This is a genomic window from Streptomyces griseorubiginosus (assembly GCF_001514195.1).
In the GTDB taxonomy this organism is placed as follows: Bacteria; Actinomycetota; Actinomycetes; order Streptomycetales; family Streptomycetaceae; genus Streptomyces; species Streptomyces griseorubiginosus.
In genome coordinates this window covers 1-17,810 of sequence record NZ_KQ948737.1, presented here as the reverse complement: position 1 = coordinate 17,810, position 17,810 = coordinate 1, and the positions used below count along the sequence as shown (strand labels likewise).

Sequence of the window (17,810 nt, the reverse complement as noted above, 5' to 3'; positions counted from 1 at the left end):
GCGCACTGCTCTGTTCGAGTGGTGAGCGCGGGTCCGCGGTCGTAGCGTCAGGGAGGGGACATTTGTCGGCCAGCGGCAGCGGGGATCGGCCATGCAACTACGCGCACTCACCACGACGGTCGCGCTCTTCGCCGTGGCCACCCTCGGCACCGCCGCGGGCACCTCGCCCGCGGCCCCGCCCGCACCCGAGCACGTGACGCAGACCGTCCAGCAACGTACCGGCCCTCCGGTCCTCGTGGACTGCCTGTGGCACCCGCGGGTGCGTCCGACGAACTTCATGCTCGCCTGCGGGGACGGCAACAGCCGCCTGGCCTCCCTGCACTGGACCCGATGGGACGCGCGCGGGGCGCGGGCCGACGGCGTGAACTGGGTCAACGACTGCAAGCCGTACTGTGCGGCCGGGCACTTCCACGCCTACCCGGTGACCGTACGACTGGACCGTACGCGGCCCTGGAAGAAGCACCCCCAGGTGTCGCACTACTCCCGGATCACGCTGACGTACCCGGCCGCCCGGCCGGCACAGTTCGGCCCGACCGTGTCCTATCCGCTCTGGGACTGAGGGGCCGCGACCTGTTCGGGCCGGGCGCCCGTGATCACCTCGGAGCGGCTGCCGCCGCGGTCCATGAAGTCGCCCATGAACGCCAGCCCCAGTCCGGCGACGCCGAGCGCCGCGCCGACCAGCGACGGTGACGCCCAGCCCCAGCCCGCCGAGATTGCGACACCGCCGAGCCAGGCGCCGCCCGCGTTGGCCAGGTTGAAGGCCGAGTGGTTGGAGGCCGCCGCCATGGTCGGGGCGTCCTTCGCCTTGGCCATCAGCAGCATCTGGACGGGCGTGGTGATGAGGGCACCCATCGCGCCGATCAACGTGATGGTGACGAGGGCGGGCACGGTGCTGTGGACGGTGAAGTAGAACGCCACCAGTGCCGAGGACATCAGCGCGAGTCCCGCGTACAGCGTCGGGCGCAGGGCGCGGTCCGTGAGGGGGCCCGCGACGAGCGTGCCGACGGTCATGCCGACGCCGTAGAGCGCGAGGACCAGCGTGGTCGAGGAGTCGGACAGGCCCGTGAGATGGGTGAGCATGGGCACGAGGTAGCTGTAGACGGCGAAGAATCCGCCGAATCCCACGACGGCCGTGGCGAGGCCGATGGCGACCTGCTTGTTGCGCATGGCGCGCAGTTCGTGCCGGACGCCGGTCTGCGGGCCGCGCGGCTGGTGGGGGACGAAGAGGGCCAGCGCCACCAGGGCGACGAGGCCGATGACGGCCACCGCGACGTAGGCGGCCCGCCAGCCCAGTTGCTGCCCGAGCGCCGTACCGGCCGGGACGCCCACGATGTTGGCTATGGTCAGCCCGAGGAACATCTTGGAGACCGCGCGTGCGGCCCGGTCGGGGGCGACCAGCCGGGACGCCACCACCGCGCCCACCCCGAACAGTGCCCCGTGCGGCAGCCCGGCGAGGAAGCGCGCGGCGAAGAGCAGGCCGAAGCCGGGGGCGAGCGCGGACGCGAGGTTGCCGAGGACGAACAGCCCGGACAGGAGCAGCAGCAGCCTCTTGTGCGGGATGCGTGCGCCGATGCCCGTCAGCACGGGGGCACCGACGACGACACCCAGTGCGTAGGCGGAGACGATGTTGCCGGCCTGTGGCACGGACACGCCGATTCCGTCAGCGATCTGGGGCAGCAGCCCCATCGTGGCGAATTCCGTCGTACCGATGCCGAAAGCGACAACAGCCAGGGCCAGGAGAGCCAGTGGCATGGCGCAGGAGAACCTTTCGGAGGTGGTGCAGAAGGACGCGGGGGTGGTTCTGGACCGTGTCGAAGCGGCTTCCCTCACCCGGCATCGTCGCCCGGCGCCCCCAGGGCATGGTGAGCCCACAGCGAGTACAGCAGCGCGGGGGAACAGGGCATTCCAAGATCCGGGCCCGCTTTCCGTGACCCATGTCACCCCTGTGTCGGCACGGCTTGCTGGATCGGACAAGCTGTGAGCGCTGCCCGGGCGTCTGGGAACGGCCCGTCCGCTGGAGTGGAGTGACCGCAGGGTTGCGACGGAGGCAGCCCCGAGCGGGACGAGTGCGCTGCCCTGGGGCCTTGCCGTCTGCCCAGGAACACCGAGGTTCGCGCCAAGTGGGCGGAAGTCTTGGGGTGAGGCCCCGATGTGGACGTGGCGCTGACGGCCGTAGACCGGGAGCAACGGCGGAGCGGCGACCGAGCCGCCCCCACAATCCCCGAGGATTGCCATGCCCTCCATGACGCGTCCCGGTCCCCAGGTCTCTTCCGCCGGGGAAAGCTCCAGCGGTCCCGCACGTTCCACCGCCGTGCGGCGCGCGCTGCGCGAAGTGGCCCTGGTGCTGGTGCTTCTCCTCGCCTACAAGTTCGGGCGATGGGCGGCGGACGGGAACGTCGGCGCCGCCTTCCAGAACGCGGAGAGCGTGTGGCACTGGGAGCGGATGCTCGGACTGCCCTCGGAGAAAGGCGTACAAGGCGTCCTGCTGGACCACCCGGGAGCGATCCGCTTGGCGAACGGCTACTACGCGTGGGTGCACTTCCCCGCGACGGGGCTGTTCCTGCTGTGGTTGTACTGCCGCAGGCCCGCGCACTACCGGTGGATCCGCAACGTGATGACTCTGCTGACCGGCTCCGCCCTGCTGCTGCACATGGTGGCTCCGCTGGCGCCGCCGCGGATGCTCGCGCGGGCCGGCATGACGGACACCGCGCACGTGTGGGGGCCGGCCGTGTACGGGGACCCGCGCACGGACGCGGCGGCCAACCAGTACGCGGCCATGCCGTCCCTGCACGTCGGATGGGCCGTGGTGGTGGCCGTCGCCCTGATCGTCGTCTCACACGGCAGATGGCGCTGGCTGTGGCTCGCTCACCCCGTCCTGACCGTGCTGGTCGTCGTGGCCACGGCCAACCACTACTGGCTGGACGGCGCTGTGGCCTGCGTACTCGTTGCCGGCGCGTTCTGGGTGGTCCGCCGCCCTCAGTGCGAACCACACCCGCCGGCACGACCGAAGCGCCTGACCGATATGCGGTCGGGAGCGCAGAAGCGCCGGTGAGAGCGGCCACCGCTCATGGCGACCGCGGCCGTTCGTTGGCGGACTGTGCGGGGATGCTGCCGGGCCGGTGGACGGAGAGCGATCAGCACGGCCGCGTGTGCGCCTGTGTGCTTCCCTCTGCGCGATCCCACGGGGGCGTGACGCCCGGACTGACATCACCAGGGGCCGACGCTCGCAGATTCCGGTACCGGTGAAGCGAACCGCCGCCTCGGCTCGCGTGCGCGCGGCACGCAGCGAAAACCTAGGGACGTCCCCCAACGCGAAGGACGCGGTCGGAGCCCGAGCATCGGTGGCAGGCGCTCCACGCGCCCCACCCGCACTTCACCGTCCGACCCTGGGGGAATCACCATGGCCTCTCCCGAACATCCCGCTCTGCATGCCACCCCAGGCGGCCCGGCGGGACCCGACCTGTTCGTGCCCCTCCACCCACCGGCCCTCGCGGGCGCGATCGGGAGCTGAGCACCGCGCTCCAGGTGCTGCCTGTGCGACCAGGCAGCGCGCAACGGCCTCGCATCAGCACCATGGTGGCGTAAGCGGCACAGATGATCATCGTTGTGGCGGGAGGGCAGGTGACGTGGTGGCGTTGCAGGCCCGACTGCGGCTCGCCGCCTGATCCGGGTTGGCGCCATAGCGTCGCTACGGGCAGAAGGCAAACGTCGCTCACTCGAAGGTGTGACGCTTTGCGGCTGCAGGATCGGTTTCCCGAACAACGTAGTGTCATATGCCTGTTGCTTCCGGCGCGAGGCAACACAACACGGGCCAGAGGAGAGGGTGGCATCGCGGATGGCGGATACCGGTTGGAGTGAGCAGGGGCTGTGCCGGACGGCCGATCCCGACGACTTGTTCGTCGAGGGCGCGGCGCAAAACCAGGCCAAAGCACTGTGTACCGGCTGCGGTGTTCGGACCGAGTGTCTCGCGTACGCCCTGGACCAACGCATTGAATTCGGTGTGTGGGGAGGAATGACCGAACGCGAGCGTCGAGCACTGCTGCGGCGCCGGCCGACTGTCACCTCCTGGCGGCGGCTTTTGCAGACGGCGCGTGCGGAGTACAACCACGCTCATAGCGCCACGGGGGTCGTGCCTGAGGCGAGTTGACGGCCACCAGCCCCTGCAGCAGCACACGGCGCGCAGGGTAGGCGTCTGCGCAGGGAGGACGTCGGCTTCGACCAGCGGCGAGACGGCTGGGCATCCGGTCATGCGTTGTCACTGCTTCCGAAGAAGCCCGCCGAGCCTCCTGGACGATTCGTGTGCGGACCGCGGCGCTGGCAGGTGTCGAGGTAGGCCGCAGGCGTCGGCTCGGCTCAAGCGTGCCCATAGGCAGCGGTACTTGTTCTTGTCCTCTCTGCGGTAAGTGCTGGCTCAGGCCGGGGTGGAGGCGCCTCAGGACAGGCCGACGACCGCAGGGGGCTGCAGAAACGGATCAGCCCTCGTCCCACTCACCGTGGCAGAGATACGGCGACTTCTGGACATTCTCCAGCCGCGCCCACGAGCCGACCGCAATGCCGTTATTAACGCGCGCTGAAGTGGTCGGCCTGGAGAAGACGCCGCCAAGCCATCGCCCGCCGCTGCCGCTATCGGATACGCAGCTCAGGACACGAACCGCTGCTGGAGTATCTGGCTCTCCGCTCTCGCCAGGCAGTCGGTGACGCCTCAGTCCGTGGAGATGCCTGTCCCGCCGAGCACCAACACACGGCCGGTACGGCGCCTCGACGACCGGCTCCAGTTCCGTGGTGGTTCCTGGCGGCTGGCAGATTCTCGGGAGGGGCCCAGATCAGGAGGAGGCATGCGCAACGCTCGGCGTAGTAAAGACCGAGATCCCCCGGCTCCCGCCATGCCTCCCCCCGCCGGCGACTGCACCGCACCCCACCCAGCTGTCCAGCTGTCTGGACGGGAGGTGGCTTCCGTCAGGTGAATGTGGGCACCCGGTGATCCAGAACACCGCAGGATCACCAGGGAGGCCTACGTGGGCGACGAGCAGCACGCTCAGCAGGATCCGACGACGCAGCACCCCAGGCCCGGCTTCCCCTCGCAGGACCAGCCGCATCCGGGGTGGACGGGCCCGATGGACCCGCCGCCGGACCATGGCGAGGACTCCTACCGGGGCTCCGGTCGGCTGGAGGGCCGTAAGACGGTCATCACGGGCGGCGACTCCGGCATCGGCCGGGCCGTGGCCCTGGCATTCGCCCGTGAGGGCGCCGACGTGCTCTTCACCTACCTGGAGCAGGAGGCGAAGGACGCGGCGGAAACGACCCGACTGGTGAACGATGCAGGACGCAAGGCCATTGCCGTGCCCTGCGACATCCGCGAGGAGGACGAGTGCCGGGCGCTCGTCGACAGGGCGGTCGAGGAGTTCGGCCGCATTGACGTCCTGGTGAACAACGCGGCGTACCAGATGTCTCAGCCCGACGGAATCGAGGCGATCTCGACAGAGCAGTTCGACCGGGTGATGCGAACGAACCTCTACGGCATGTTCTGGCTGACCAAGCACGCGGTGCGACACATCCCGGAGGGCGGCAGCATCATCAACTCCACCTCCGTGCAGGCGTACAAGCCGAGTCCGCACCTGCTGGACTACGCGATGACCAAGGGCGCGATCGTCACCTTCACGCAGGGACTGGCACAGATGCTGGCGGAGCGCGGCATCCGCGTCAACGCTGTTGCACCCGGCCCGGTGTGGACGCCGTTGATCCCGGCGACCATGCCCGACACGGCGGAGTTCGGAAAGCAGACCCCGCTGGGCCGACCGGCGCAGCCGGCCGAACTGGCCCCCGCGTACGTCTACCTCGCCTCACAGGAAGCGAGCTTCATCACCGCAGAAATCCTCAATGCCACCGGCGGCACCCCCCTGCCGTGACGCCACCGCGACGCCGCGCCCCATCCTGCGCTGCCGATGGCCCCTTCTTCGGCTGGATGGTCCACACGTACGAGGCCGCCCTCCGCGACCGGATGGAGAGCCTCGGCGGAATGAGCGTCCGGATCGACCACCCCACGCCATCCGGCGACGCGAATCCAACCAACCTCCCCCTGGGCGCTTGCTATGCCTGGCCAGCGAGCGGCACTCCACTCGCACCGGAGGTCACTGCCGCCGTCACTCAGTACGGGCCTCCCTCCTTGGGCTTCGTGCGCGACCGCCACGACCTGGGCATGCTCCTGCTGGCAGATGCCCACGTTCACCGAGGCAGCGTCTGGTCCTTCGCGCCGACGAACAACGAACCAGCCCGACTTACGAAGGCGATCCTGTTGGCCAGGCATTCCGGAGACCAGGATCTGGGGGGGGGGCGGCCCTTCGTGGCTGGTTTTGAGGGTGCCGAGGAAGATGTGAACAGCGCAGACCGCTCCAGCAACCCACGTTGACCGGTCACAGGATTCTCCAGGGCGCGCCAACCGATCGCTCCCACCACTTGACGCAACAAGCCGAAGGCGTTCGTATAGCACCTGCTTCATTAAATCGGATGCGGATGAGGGTGGTACCGCCATGGCTGACGACCTGACATGGCTCAGCGCATATGAACTCGGGCAGCTGTACCGAAGCCGGCAATTGTCGCCGGTGGAGGTGGTCGGTGCGGCGCTGGACCGCCTGGATCGGGTGGACGCCCGGTTGAACGTCATGGTGACGGTCACCGCGGACGCCGCCAGGGAGCAGGCGCTGAAGGCCGAGCAGCGCTTTGCCGCCGGGGACGAGTTGCCTGCGCTGTACGGAGTTCCGATCACGGTGAAGGACCTCACCGACACGGCCGGTGTGCGCACCACATACGGCTGCGTCGCCTACGCCGGCCACGTGCCCGACAAGGATGCCGCCGCCTGGTCCCGGCTCAAGGACGCCGGGACGATCCTGCTGGGCAAGACCACGACCCCCGAGTTCGGATTCCTTGGCGTCACCGAGAGCAAGCTGACCGGCACCACCGGCACTCCATGGGACCCAGCCCGTGCGGCCGGCGGCTCCAGTGGTGGCGCCGCGGCCTCGACCGCCGCAGGCGTCGCGCCCGTGGCCTGGGGCTCCGACGGCGGAGGCTCCATCCGCGTTCCCGCCTCGCTCTGCGGAGCGGTCGGGGTCAAGCCCTCGACCGGCCGCATTCCTCACCTCGCCAACACGGAGCCGGACACCACCGAGGGTCCCATCACCCGCCGTGTCGTGGATGCCGCGCTCCTCCTTGATGCCACCGTCGGCCCCCACCCCCTCGACCGCCTCTCCCTGCCCGCCACCGGCGAACGGTATGCCGACGCGGCCCTGGGCGCGGGGGACCTGAGCGGCCTGCGCATCGCGGCTGACCGCGGCCTGCTGCACGGCCCCGTGGACCGGGAGACGCAGCGCGTCTTCGCCGCCGCTCTGGAGGACCTGAGGGCCGCCGGAGCGGTGGTGGAGGAGACCCAGGTGGAAGTGCCGGACCCCATGGTGTTCGCCGTGGCCTACTGGGGCCCCGAGTACATGACGATCGTGGAGCAGATGCGCGCGGCGGAGCTCGACATCTGGCCTCTGGCGGTGGACATGGCGGACCGGGCGGCGCGCCTTTCGCCCGTGGACGTGGGACGTGCCGCGCGCGAGACGAAGACGGCCATCTACCTCGCCTATGCGGAAGTGTTCGCCGACTTCGACCTGTTGGTCACCCCCACCACGCCCTTCCCGGCCTTCCCCCACGCCGGGGACGTGGGCGGTCCCGCCACCGTGAACGGGCTGCCTCTCGCCGATCCGGGATGGCACCTGCACCGGCTCACCGAGTCGCCCAGCCATGCCGGACTCCCCGCCGTCTCCGTGCCTTGCGGCTTCACGGCCGGAGGTCTTCCCGTCGGCCTCCAGATCATCGGACCTCAGCACGCCGACGAGGCCGTCGTCTCCGCTGCCGCCCGTTACGAGCGCGCCACCGACTGGTGGACACGGCACCCCGCCCTGTGAGTTGACCGAGTTCACCGAGTTCACCGAGTTCACCCGCACGCCGCAGCCTGGGCTGAGCAGACGAGGACTCGCCGACCACACATGCGGCTGAAATCGGCGCCCCTCTGTCTCAAGCTCGGCGGTGGAGAGGTCGCCAGGCCCCGTCGCCGGTGACCCCGGGTGCACGACAGCATGGACTGGAACCAAGGTCGACCCACCGGCAACGACGGGACACCGAGCCGACGCGGGGTGGCGGCGCACGGCACCGTCCGCCACCGGCTCCTCCGCCGTCGCCCAGAGCGCGCGCCGTGCTGCGCCCTCCCGACGTGTGCACAGCACCCGGGACTCGGCGCTCACGTCGGTGCTCGCGTTGTGGTCCGGTGCCCTCGGCTCGGACCACAAGTGGGCCAGGACGCATCGTCCCCACCTGGGGCACGCGTTGGCGGCAGAGCGCCACCATGCGGCAAGTCCGGTTGCGATGCGCGCCCGACGGGCGTCGTACAGCTGTCGCGATACGCACGGTAGCGACACCGGCGCAGAGGGGTGCTGCCGGATGAAAGTTACGACCTGGAAAACCCCGCACTTGACTCATTGCCTGTTGTACATCAGTCGCTATACATTCGCCGTCAACTTGGCTCGAAAGCGGCCACAGGCTGCGCCGAAGGAGCGTCCCGATGGCTATACGACACATTCCAGGAGCCGCGGTGCTCAGCCTCGCACTGGCCGCGTCCACGCTCACCGCGTGTTCCGGTGGCTCATCGGGCGGGCAGAAGCCGGTCTCCGCCGACGACCTGATCCCCTCACTTCCGGCCGCAAAGGCGGACGTCGACCGCATCACGTGGAACCTCACCGGTGGCGAGCCGGAGACGCTGGATCCGGCCAACGCTGCGACGCCCCAGAGCGGCCAGGTGGTCCGCAATCTCTGCGACTCCCTGCTGACCCTGGACGCGAAGTTCAACCTCAAGCCCAACCTGGCGAGCTACGACCAGCAGTCGCCGACCAAGCTCGTGCTCACGATCCGCCCAGACACCAGATTCTGGGACGGGTCCACCGTCACCGCGGAGGACGTCGCCTTCAGTCTGCGCCGGGCAGCCGATCCGGCGAAGATCGCCAGCTATCTCTTCGCCAACGTCGATTCCATCAAGGCGACGGCAGCCGACAAGGTCACCGTCACCTTCAAACAGCCGGACGAGATGTTCACGAGCGAACTGGCCAACATGGTGGTCCTGAAGAAGGCGTTCGTCGAGAAGGCCGGCTCCAAGCTCGGCACCCCGGCCGGCGGCCTGATGTGCAGCGGGCCGTTCAAGCTCGACAAATGGACCAGCGGCGACAGCATCACGATGAGCCGCAACGACGCCTACTGGAACCGCGAGCGGCGCCCGTTCGCCAAGTCGGTGAGGTTCACGTTCGTCACCGATGCCACCTCCCTCGCCCAGTCGCTGAACGCCGGCGAGATCGACGGCGCCTACGAGCTGTCTGCTTCCTCCGTGCCGGCCTTGCAGAAGTCCAAGAAGGGGCGACTGGTCTTCGGGCTCTCTCCTCAGTCGATGAACATCTACGTCGCCCGTCCGGACGGTGTGATGGCCGACGGCAAACTGCGCGCCGCCCTGCAGCGGATGATCGACCGTGAGGCCCTGGCGAAGGCCGTGTACCACGAGGCCGCCACCCCGCTGTACACCATGACACCCCCCGCGACCTGGCCGAACGCCCAGCGCGCAGCGTACGAGAAGGCGTACAAGGCCTTCGAGACCGCGCGGTCCTACGACATGGACGCAGCCAAGAAGCTGGTCAAGTCCTCCTCCTACAAGGGACAGCAGATCGTCCTGGCGATCGCCGCGGGCGATGACACTCAGTCGCGCACGGCGCAGTTGCTGCAGCAGCAGGGCCGGGAAGCCGGCCTGACGATCAAGATCCAGAGCATGCAGCCGCTGGTCTACGCACAGGCGGGCTACGACGCTTCCAAGCGCAAGGGCGTCGACCTCATGCTGTCGTCGAACTTCAGCGCCACGCCGGACCCGTTGGAGACCATCGGCTTCACGTTCCTGCCCAAGCAGACCTACAACTACGTCAACTACGACGACCCGCAGGCCACCAAACTGTTCGACGAGGCACGCAGCACCTTTGACGGAGCCCAGCGAGCCGAGAAGATCGTCGAGATGCAGGCGCTGTACGAGAAGGCCGACGCGATCATCCCGCTGGTCTCCACCAACACCACGACCTTCCTCAATGACCGGCTGACCGGGGCGATCACCTCGTTCGCCTACTGGTCCATGCCGCAGATGGCCTACGTCGGCGCCGCGCAGAAGTAGGAGCGACGAGATGTCCGTGTCCACTTCCGCGGCCGGTGTGCCGGCCCGGCTCCGCACCTCCTGGCGCCACCCCGCCACGGCCCTCGCGATGACCTACGTCGTGGGCCCCGTCCTCACCATCCTGTGCGCCTCCTTCCTCCTGTTCGCCGTCCTCACCCTGTCTCCCGGAGACCCGGTGGCCCAGTTGCTGGGGCCGCACGCCTCCGACTCCGCGCGCGCCGCGATGCGGGTCAGGCTCGGGCTGGACGACCCGCTGCCGGAGCGATACTGGCACTGGTTGACCGGCGCCCTGCACGGAGACCTCGGCACCTCGCTGACCTACCGGGAGCCGGTCTCCGATCTGCTCGCTCCCCGGCTGCTCACCACGTTTGTGCTCGTCGGCATGGCAGCGGTCCTCATCCTTGTCGCGGGCCTGGTCCTCGGCGGGATCGGCGGGACGAGTCCGCGGTGGCGCCCGCTGGTCAACGCCCTGGCCGGGCTGGGCATCGCCGTGCCGGCCTTCGTCGCCACCACCTTTTTGATCAGTGTCTTCGCGGTGAACCTCGGATGGTTCCCGACCGGCGGCGCGGGCAGCGGCTTCACCGACCGGCTGTGGCACCTCACCCTCCCCGCCATCGCGCTGTCCATCGGGTATGCCGCCTATCTGATCCAGATGACCTCCAGTGCGATCGGCGAGGAGGCCGTGGCCGAGCATGTTCTGACCGGCCGCGGCCGGGGACTGCCCGGCTCCTGGGTCTTCCGGCGGCACATTCTGCGCAACGCGGCACTGCCGATCCTGACCGCTTCCGGTCTGACCGTGGCCGGGCTGGTGGCCGGCGCGGTGGTGGTGGAGCCCGCCTTCGGTATCGACGGCATCGGCTCGCTGCTGATCAGGAGTGTCTCCGCCAAGGACTACCCGGTCGTGACCGCCGTCAGCGCGTTGATCGTCACCGTGTTCGTCGTCGTGACCACGTTGCTCGACGCCGGTCAGCACCTGCTGGATCCGCGACTGAGGAAAGGACGCTGACCGATGGCCACGCTCACAGCCACTCTCCGTCTGCGGAGAATGAGTACCAGGCGTCCCGGTGACCCGCTGCTCATGGTCTCGGCAGCGCTGGCCGCCGGCCTGGTGGTGCTCGCGGTGATCGGCCCCTGGATCGCGCCGTACGACCCGGCGGCCACCGACGTCCTCGCCGCGAGCCAGGGACCGAGCGGCGCCCACCTGTTCGGCACCGACTCGCTGGGCCGGGACATCTTCTCCCGGGCCCTGACCGGGGCCCGGCTGAGTTTCGCGGGACCGGGCATCATCGTCCTGGGCAGCGCCGGCCTGGGCACTTTGCTGGCGCTCGCGGCCGCCTGGCACGGCGGCTGGGTCGACCGGCTACTGAACCGGCTGCTGACCCTGCTGTTCGCGATTCCCGGCGTGCTCGTGGCCGTCGTCGCCGCGGCCGTGTTCGGCGCCGGCTTCTGGGCGCCGGTCCTGGCCCTGACCCTCGTCTACACGCCGTACGTGGCCCGGGTGGTGCGCAGTGTCGCCGTGCGGCAGCGACAGCTGCCCTACATCGAGGCACTGCAGCTGGCGGGTCTGCCGACGTGGCGAATCTGCCTGCGGCACCTGTTGCCCAATGTCGCACCGATCGTGCTGGCCCAGGCGACGATCGGCTTCGGATCCGCGCTGATGGACTTCGGGGCTGTGTCGTTCCTCGGGCTCGGCATGCAGCCTCCGACGGCGGAATGGGGAGTAATGGTGGCCGACGGCCGGTCCGAGGTGCTGGACGGCGCCGTGCAGCAGAGCATGGCGGCGGGCTTGTGCATCGTCATCTCGGTGGTGGCGTTCAACGTGCTGGGGGAGCGCCTCACCCAGCGGTTCGGAGGGACCCGATGAACAACGCACCCCTGCTGGAGTTGCGGGGCGTCGGCATCACTGCCGGGGACCGCAGGAACCGGCGCACACTGGTCCGCGACGTGGATCTGACCGTGGCGGCGGGCGAGACCGTGGGGCTGGTCGGCGAGTCGGGCTCGGGCAAGTCGATGCTGGTCAAGTCCGCCATGCGACTGCTGCCACGGCATGCCGCGACGTCCGGACGGATCGACTTCGAGGGACGTTCGGTGCTCGGGTTCTCCCGCCGTGAACTGAGCGCGTACCGGTCCCGGGACGTCGCGCTCATCCACCAGGACCCGCGCGCCCACACCAACCCGCTGCGCACCATCGGGGACTTCCTGGTCGAAGGCGTCGTGGCCGGCAAACTGCTCGGCCCCCGAGAGGCCAGGCAGCGGGCCTGCGCACTCATGGCGGCCATAGGCATCACCGACCCCGAGCACCGCCTGACCCAGTACCCGCACCAGCTCTCCGGCGGCTTGCTGCAACGCATGATGATCGTAGCCGCGCTGCTGCCCTCCCCCAAGCTGGTCTTTGCGGACGAGCCCACCACCGCGCTGGACGTGACCGTGCAGTCGGAGGTCATGGCGATCCTGCAAGAGCAGATCCGCGAGCGGAACCTCGGGCTGCTGTTCATCTCTCACGACCTGGACCTGGCCGCCGCTGTGACCGACTCCCTGGCCGTCATGTACGCCGGGACCGTCGTCGAACGGGGAACCACCGCGGAGGTCTACTCCCGTCCCCTGCACCCCTATACGGCCGGCCTGCTCGCCTGCCGTCCCAGCGCGACGGCCGTGACCCGGCTGAAGCCGATCCCGGGCCGGCCGGTCTCGGCGTACGAGGTGGCCTCGGGCTGCGCGTTCGCCGCACGCTGCCCTTTCGCCACCGAGGAATGCCGGAAGGACCGGCCACAACTGCGCACCGTGGAGGACCGGTTGGTCGCCTGCCATCGAGTGGAACAGATCGGCGCCGAGCTTGCCCAGGTGGTGCACTCATGACGACCCGATCAGTCATCGCTCCCGCACTCGTCGTGGAGGGTCTGCGTAAGGAGTTCCCCGCCCATTCCCGGGGCGGCAAGGCGCTCGTCGCCGTCGACGACGTCAGTTTCACCCTGGAGCGCGGTGGCTCGCTGGCCGTCGTGGGCGAGTCCGGCTCGGGCAAGACCACGACTGCGCGCATCGTCGCCGGGCTGGAGCGGGCCACAAGCGGGACGGTCACCGCCGCGGGCAGCGGGAAGGGGACCGCGCGCCCCGTGCAGATGGTCTTCCAGGATCCCTTCGCCTCCCTCGATCCCCGCCAGCGCATCGGCGCCGGTCTGACGGAACTGCTGCGCGTGCGCATCGGACTCGGGCGCGCCGCGGCCCGGGAGCGCGCTGTGGGTCTGCTGGCCGAGGTCGGGCTCGACGAGCAGCACGCGGCGCGGCTCCCGCGCGATCTGTCCGGCGGACAGCGGCAACGCGTGGCCATCGCACGGGCATTGGCCCTGGAGCCGGAAATCCTGATCCTCGACGAGGCCGTCGCCGCCCTCGACGTCAGCGTGCAGGCACAGGTACTGAACCTGCTCCGCGACATTCGCGAGCGCACCACAGTGGCGTTCCTGTTCGTCTCGCACGACCTCGCGGTGGTCCGCCAGGTCACCGACCAATGCCTGGTCATGCGCAACGGTCGCGTCGTGGAACAGGGGCCCACCGCAGAGGTGCTGGACCACCCCCGGGACCCGTACACCCGGGAACTGCTGGACGCGGTGCCCCGGCCCGGCTGGCAGCCCCGCCGCCGAAGCGCCTGACACCCCGCGCCCGCCGGCCCTCTGGGCCACGTACGCCCTCGTAGTAAATCAATCGCTATACAAAGGAGCCGACCATGGGCATCCTCTCCACCGAGGGAGCCACGACCCTGACCGTCCCCCACCCCTCCCAGGCACCGGCTCTGCTGGGCGGGACGTTCACCACGCCCTGGTTCGTCGTCGACGACGAGCGCACCAAGGACTTCGAGAAGGCGTCGTACCACGACGAGTACCCGCACGCCTACGAGGGCGAGGACGGGTACGGCGACGGCCTGGTGGAGGGCTTCCACCTGCTCAGCCTGCTGGACGTGCTGTGCAACCACTCCGTGTGGTCCGAGGGCCCGTGGATCGCCTGGAACTACGGGCTGGACAACGTCCGCTTCGTCTCGGTGATCCGCACCACCGACCCCTTCCGCGTCCACGGCCACGTCCGCGAGGTCATCGACCGCGGGGACCAGGGCCACCTCGTCGTCACCGACCTGCGCGCCGAGGTCAGGGGCCGGGAGCGCCCCGGATTCGTCGCGACGCAGCGCGCCCTGTGGTCCACCGTCTGAACTGCCGTAGAGAGGCCGAGAACATGGAACTGGACGCACACCAGCAGTACCTCCTCGACAAGACCATCCCCGAGGGATTGGACTACGCCGCCGGGCAGTGGCCGGACAACCTCGCCCTCACCCACATCGAGGGCGGTGGCCCCACACTGACCTGGGCGGAACTGCGCGAGCGGATCAGCCGGGTGCGCACCGGCCTCGAACGCCTCGGCCTCACGCCCGGCGACAAGGTCGGCATCCTGCTGCGCAACCAGGTGGAGTTCCCACTGACCTGGCTCGCGGTCATCGAAGCCGGCGCGGTCGCCGTGCCGATGAACCCCAAGTACACCCCGCGGGAGATCGACTTCGTCCTCGGCGACGCCGGCGCCCGGTGGCTCGTCGCCACCGACGACGTCGTCACCGGCACACTCACCGATGACGGCATCGGCCCCGTGGCGAGTGAACGGATCATCGTCGTCGGCCAACCCGTCACCGGCCTGCACGACTTCGCCACGCTGGCCGCGCACGAGCCGACGCCGCGCACCCACCGGGCAGACCCCGGTGAGGTGGTCAACATCCAGTTCACGTCCGGCACGACCGGGCTCCCCAAGGGATGCCTGCTCACCCACACCTACTGGATCCAGATCGGCGTCTACGGCTCGGCGCTCGGCGACGCCCAGCGGATCCTGGCGGACCACCCCTTCTACTACATGCAGAACCAGGCCTATCTGATGATGGCGCTGGCCGGCGGAGGTGGCCTGTACGTCACCGCGGGGCTGAGCCGGCGCAAGTTCATGAACTGGCTCGTCGACCACCAGATCGACATGGCCTGGATCGACGAGGGCATGCTCGATCTCCCGGAGAGCGAGGCCGACCGGAAACTGGCCCTGAAAAAAGCACCCGTGTCGGCCATGCCGCCCTCCCTGCACGAGCCCCTGGAGCGCCGCTTCGGCCTGCGGGCGCGCGAGGTCTACGCCAGCACGGAGGTCGGCAACGGCACCTTCGTCCCGTACGAGCGCACCGACACCGTCGGCACCGGTTCCATGGGCTGGTGCTTCCCCCGGCGTGAGTCGAAGATCATCGACCAGAACGGCGAGGAGGTCGAGCCGGGCCGCTCGGGTGAACTGTGCCTGCGGGGACCCGGCATGATGCTCGGATACCACAACCGCCCGGAGGCCAACGCCGAACTCTTCCTGCCCGGCGGCTGGTTCCGCACCGGCGACATCGTCCGCAAAGACGCCGACGGACAGCATTACTACGAGGGCCGCGTCCGCGATGTCATCCGCCGCAGCGGAGAGAACATCGCCGCGGCCGAGGTCGAACTACAGATCATGAGCATGCCGGAGGTGGAGGAGGTCGGTGTCATACCGGTTCCCGACCCCCAGCGCGACGAAGAGGTGAAGGCGGTCGTCGTACTCAAGCCGGGGGCCAGCCTGACCGCCCAGGAGATCGAGGCGTGGTGCCTGAGGGGGCTCGCCCGCTTCAAGGTGCCACGCTACATCGAGTTCCGTGACAGCCTGCCGCACACGGCCAGCGGCAAGATTGCGAAGGCGGAACTCCGCGCCGAACCCCACCGTGCACACGCCGTCGATCTGCGTCCATCCTGAGGCAGAGCAGCGGATCGACCAGATGCCACCGGCCGATCCGCTCCCTCGCTGCGGTCCGCTCAGCCGGCCGGGAGCTCCACGAGCGACAGCACCTTGAGGAAACGCTCCAGCGCGGCCAGCTGACGCTCAGGCGTCCAGATCTCCGGGTGCTCGACCACGGACAGGGCTATGCCGGACACCCAGACCCGCACCATGTCGACCGTGCCCTCCAGCTCGTCGGCCGGGACCAACTCCTCGACGGCCCGCACCAAAACCGCTCGCATCGCCGGCTCCATCCGCGCCAGGTTCCGCCGGATGACCGGCTCCGCACCCTGATGCGTCAGCAACGCCACCCGCGCGCGCTCCTGCCTCAGCCCCTCCTCGGTGTCCGGCAGGAACCACTGCAGGGCGACCCGCAGCCGGTCCCGGGGCTCGGCAATCTGCTCTATTTCCTCAAGGACGACGTCCGCATCAACCAACACGTACTCCATGACGGCATCCAGCAGGGCCTCACGGTTGGCGAAGTAGTGCGTGATCAGCGTGATGGACCCGCCCATCCGCTGCGCGATCTTCCGAAGCGTCAGCTCGGCCAGCCCTCCCTCACTCAAAGCCTGCAGGGAGGCCGCGACGATGTCGCGAACACGCTCCTCCGGATCCACATACCGCGGCACTGAGACCTCCCCGCCCGCGCACCCGGCCCTCGCCCGGCACGACTCACAGACATCGAAATATAGCAAGCGAAACATATCCCGGAGGTGTGTCATGAGCTTCACCGTCGTCGAGACCATGGCCTCGGAGCCGCCGTCCGTGCATGCCCGCGAACACATGGTCACCATGCGTCACGGAGTCGACCCGCACCGTGGCCTCGTGGCCTCAGGTGCCTCGGCCGCCCGTACCGGTGCATGGGACGCCTTTCTTGGCTCCGGCCATCCGGGCGTAGATCTGGTCGACCGCCTTGCCCGTGGCGTCGTCGGAGGCATGCCACAGGGTGCCGATGACGTGGCGTGGAAGGCCGTGGCAAGCGTGATGACCTCGTCGGGCAGTGTCAGCCCGCCTGTGTGGGTCTCGCACGCGGCGAGCCGGACCTCATGGTCCCGGGTGCCAGGTCCTCCCCACGGAGGGTCGGGGGTGGCCGCTATCGCCCGGCTGGGGAAGAGCGACGAGCTCAGACTGGCTGACGCTTCCGCGCCTGGGGGCGTCGGCGTTCGCGACGGTCAGGGATCATCGCCGTTTGCGGCTGGTGACAGCATTCTTACCGGCACTCCAAGTCGGCGTGGGCCTGTGTGACGGCCTCGGGGTACCCATCCTTCCCCCTCGAAGAACTTCCTTTCGCAGCGTTTGGGGCTGGCGGCGGATCACCGCGCGGGGGCTGGCGTCGCCTCAGCGGATTTTCGCCAAGGCCTTGTCCGGGTGGGCTGCTTGGACGTACCTGACGGCGGTGTGGGGGTGGATGCCGAAGACGCGGACGAGGTGAACAGGATCGACAGTGTGTCTGGCTTCGTCGAGGTCGCGGTCGGCCCACAGTTGCTTCGGCAGCGTGCCGGTCTGGTCGAATGCGGCCCTCAGTGCGCAGTAGCTCATGGGTGGCTGGGCGGGGTGGGGGCGCAGTGGCTTGTGATGAGCAGGTGCGGGTTGTCCGAGGTGGGCCAGTTCTTGCGGCGCTCGGTGAGCCAGGCGGCGAGAAGCTGCAGAGTCAGCACGTCCAGGTGGACGACGTGCTGGTGGCCCTTGCCGCGCCGGATGCGCAGGGTGCGGCGGTGCAGATCGAGGTCGGCGAGTCTGAGCCGCGTGACTTCGAGAGGCCGCATTCCGTGGACCACGA

General features: G+C 69.2%; 15 protein-coding genes. 12 read left to right on the top strand and 3 right to left on the bottom strand.

Going from position 1 to position 17,810, the window contains the following annotated elements; translation table 11 throughout:
- Nucleotides 1-91 precede the first annotated feature (91 nt).
- The gene (locus AQJ54_RS18645; protein WP_062238731.1) at nt 92-559 is read left to right on the top strand and encodes a hypothetical protein; all 468 of its coding nucleotides are present in this window, start codon (nt 92-94) and stop codon (nt 557-559) included.
- On the opposite strand, the gene AQJ54_RS18640 is transcribed toward AQJ54_RS18645, so the two are convergent.
- Complete coding sequence (locus tag AQJ54_RS18640; protein WP_062019200.1) at nt 541-1,752, bottom strand: MFS transporter; 1,212 nt, start codon at nt 1,750-1,752, stop codon at nt 541-543. The two genes, AQJ54_RS18645 and AQJ54_RS18640, sit on opposite strands and share 19 nt — an antisense overlap.
- A 490-nt stretch (nt 1,753-2,242) precedes the next feature.
- Between AQJ54_RS18640 and AQJ54_RS18635 the strand changes: the two genes are divergently transcribed.
- The 11 genes from AQJ54_RS18635 (at nt 2,243) to AQJ54_RS18590 (ending at nt 16,009) form a co-directional block, all read left to right on the top strand.
- Nucleotides 2,243-3,052 carry a phosphatase PAP2 family protein gene (locus AQJ54_RS18635; protein ID WP_079069972.1) on the top strand — a complete coding sequence of 270 codons (810 nt, stop codon included), beginning with the start codon at nt 2,243-2,245 and terminating at the stop codon, nt 3,050-3,052.
- A gap of 783 nt (nt 3,053-3,835) precedes the next feature.
- Nucleotides 3,836-4,147 carry a WhiB family transcriptional regulator gene (locus AQJ54_RS43575; RefSeq protein ID WP_079069917.1) on the top strand — a complete coding sequence of 104 codons (312 nt, stop codon included), beginning with the start codon at nt 3,836-3,838 and terminating at the stop codon, nt 4,145-4,147.
- Nucleotides 4,148-5,015: 868 nt separating this feature from the next.
- Nucleotides 5,016-5,906 carry an SDR family oxidoreductase gene (locus tag AQJ54_RS18630; RefSeq protein WP_062019198.1) on the top strand — a complete coding sequence of 297 codons (891 nt, stop codon included), beginning with the start codon at nt 5,016-5,018 and terminating at the stop codon, nt 5,904-5,906.
- 621 nt (nt 5,907-6,527) lie between these two features.
- Nucleotides 6,528-7,943 carry an amidase gene (locus AQJ54_RS18625; protein WP_063806436.1) on the top strand — a complete coding sequence of 472 codons (1,416 nt, stop codon included), beginning with the start codon at nt 6,528-6,530 and terminating at the stop codon, nt 7,941-7,943.
- Nucleotides 7,944-8,596: 653 nt separating this feature from the next.
- A complete protein-coding gene (locus AQJ54_RS18620) occupies nt 8,597-10,231 on the top strand; it encodes an ABC transporter substrate-binding protein (protein ID WP_248845381.1) in 1,635 nt (544 codons plus the stop codon).
- Nucleotides 10,232-10,241: 10 nt separating this feature from the next.
- A complete protein-coding gene (locus AQJ54_RS18615; protein ID WP_062019194.1) occupies nt 10,242-11,237 on the top strand; it encodes an ABC transporter permease in 996 nt (331 codons plus the stop codon).
- A 39-nt stretch (nt 11,238-11,276) separates the two neighbouring features.
- A complete protein-coding gene (locus AQJ54_RS18610) occupies nt 11,277-12,095 on the top strand; it encodes an ABC transporter permease (RefSeq protein WP_246090829.1) in 819 nt (272 codons plus the stop codon).
- The gene (locus AQJ54_RS18605) at nt 12,092-13,087 is read left to right on the top strand and encodes an ABC transporter ATP-binding protein (protein ID WP_062019192.1); all 996 of its coding nucleotides are present in this window, start codon (nt 12,092-12,094) and stop codon (nt 13,085-13,087) included. The genes AQJ54_RS18610 and AQJ54_RS18605 overlap by 4 nt, the downstream gene beginning before the upstream one ends.
- A complete protein-coding gene (locus AQJ54_RS18600; RefSeq protein ID WP_062238725.1) occupies nt 13,084-13,875 on the top strand; it encodes an ABC transporter ATP-binding protein in 792 nt (263 codons plus the stop codon). Before AQJ54_RS18605 ends, AQJ54_RS18600 begins: the two co-directional genes overlap by 4 nt.
- 74 nt (nt 13,876-13,949) lie before the next feature.
- The gene (locus AQJ54_RS18595) at nt 13,950-14,426 is read left to right on the top strand and encodes a hotdog family protein (RefSeq protein ID WP_062019190.1); all 477 of its coding nucleotides are present in this window, start codon (nt 13,950-13,952) and stop codon (nt 14,424-14,426) included.
- Between the two features lie 23 nt (nt 14,427-14,449).
- Nucleotides 14,450-16,009, top strand: a complete 1,560-nt coding sequence (locus AQJ54_RS18590; RefSeq protein WP_062019189.1) for a class I adenylate-forming enzyme family protein — start codon at nt 14,450-14,452, stop codon at nt 16,007-16,009.
- 59 nt (nt 16,010-16,068) lie between these two features.
- Here the strand turns inward: AQJ54_RS18590 and AQJ54_RS18585 are convergent, their stop codons facing one another.
- Both AQJ54_RS18585 and AQJ54_RS18575 read right to left on the bottom strand, forming a co-directional pair.
- Complete coding sequence (locus tag AQJ54_RS18585; protein WP_243659369.1) at nt 16,069-16,659, bottom strand: TetR/AcrR family transcriptional regulator; 591 nt, start codon at nt 16,657-16,659, stop codon at nt 16,069-16,071.
- 906 nt (nt 16,660-17,565) lie between these two features.
- Nucleotides 17,566-17,810, bottom strand: a 245-nt coding sequence (locus AQJ54_RS18575) for a tyrosine-type recombinase/integrase (RefSeq protein ID WP_211278557.1), incomplete at its 5' end; no start/stop codon positions are given.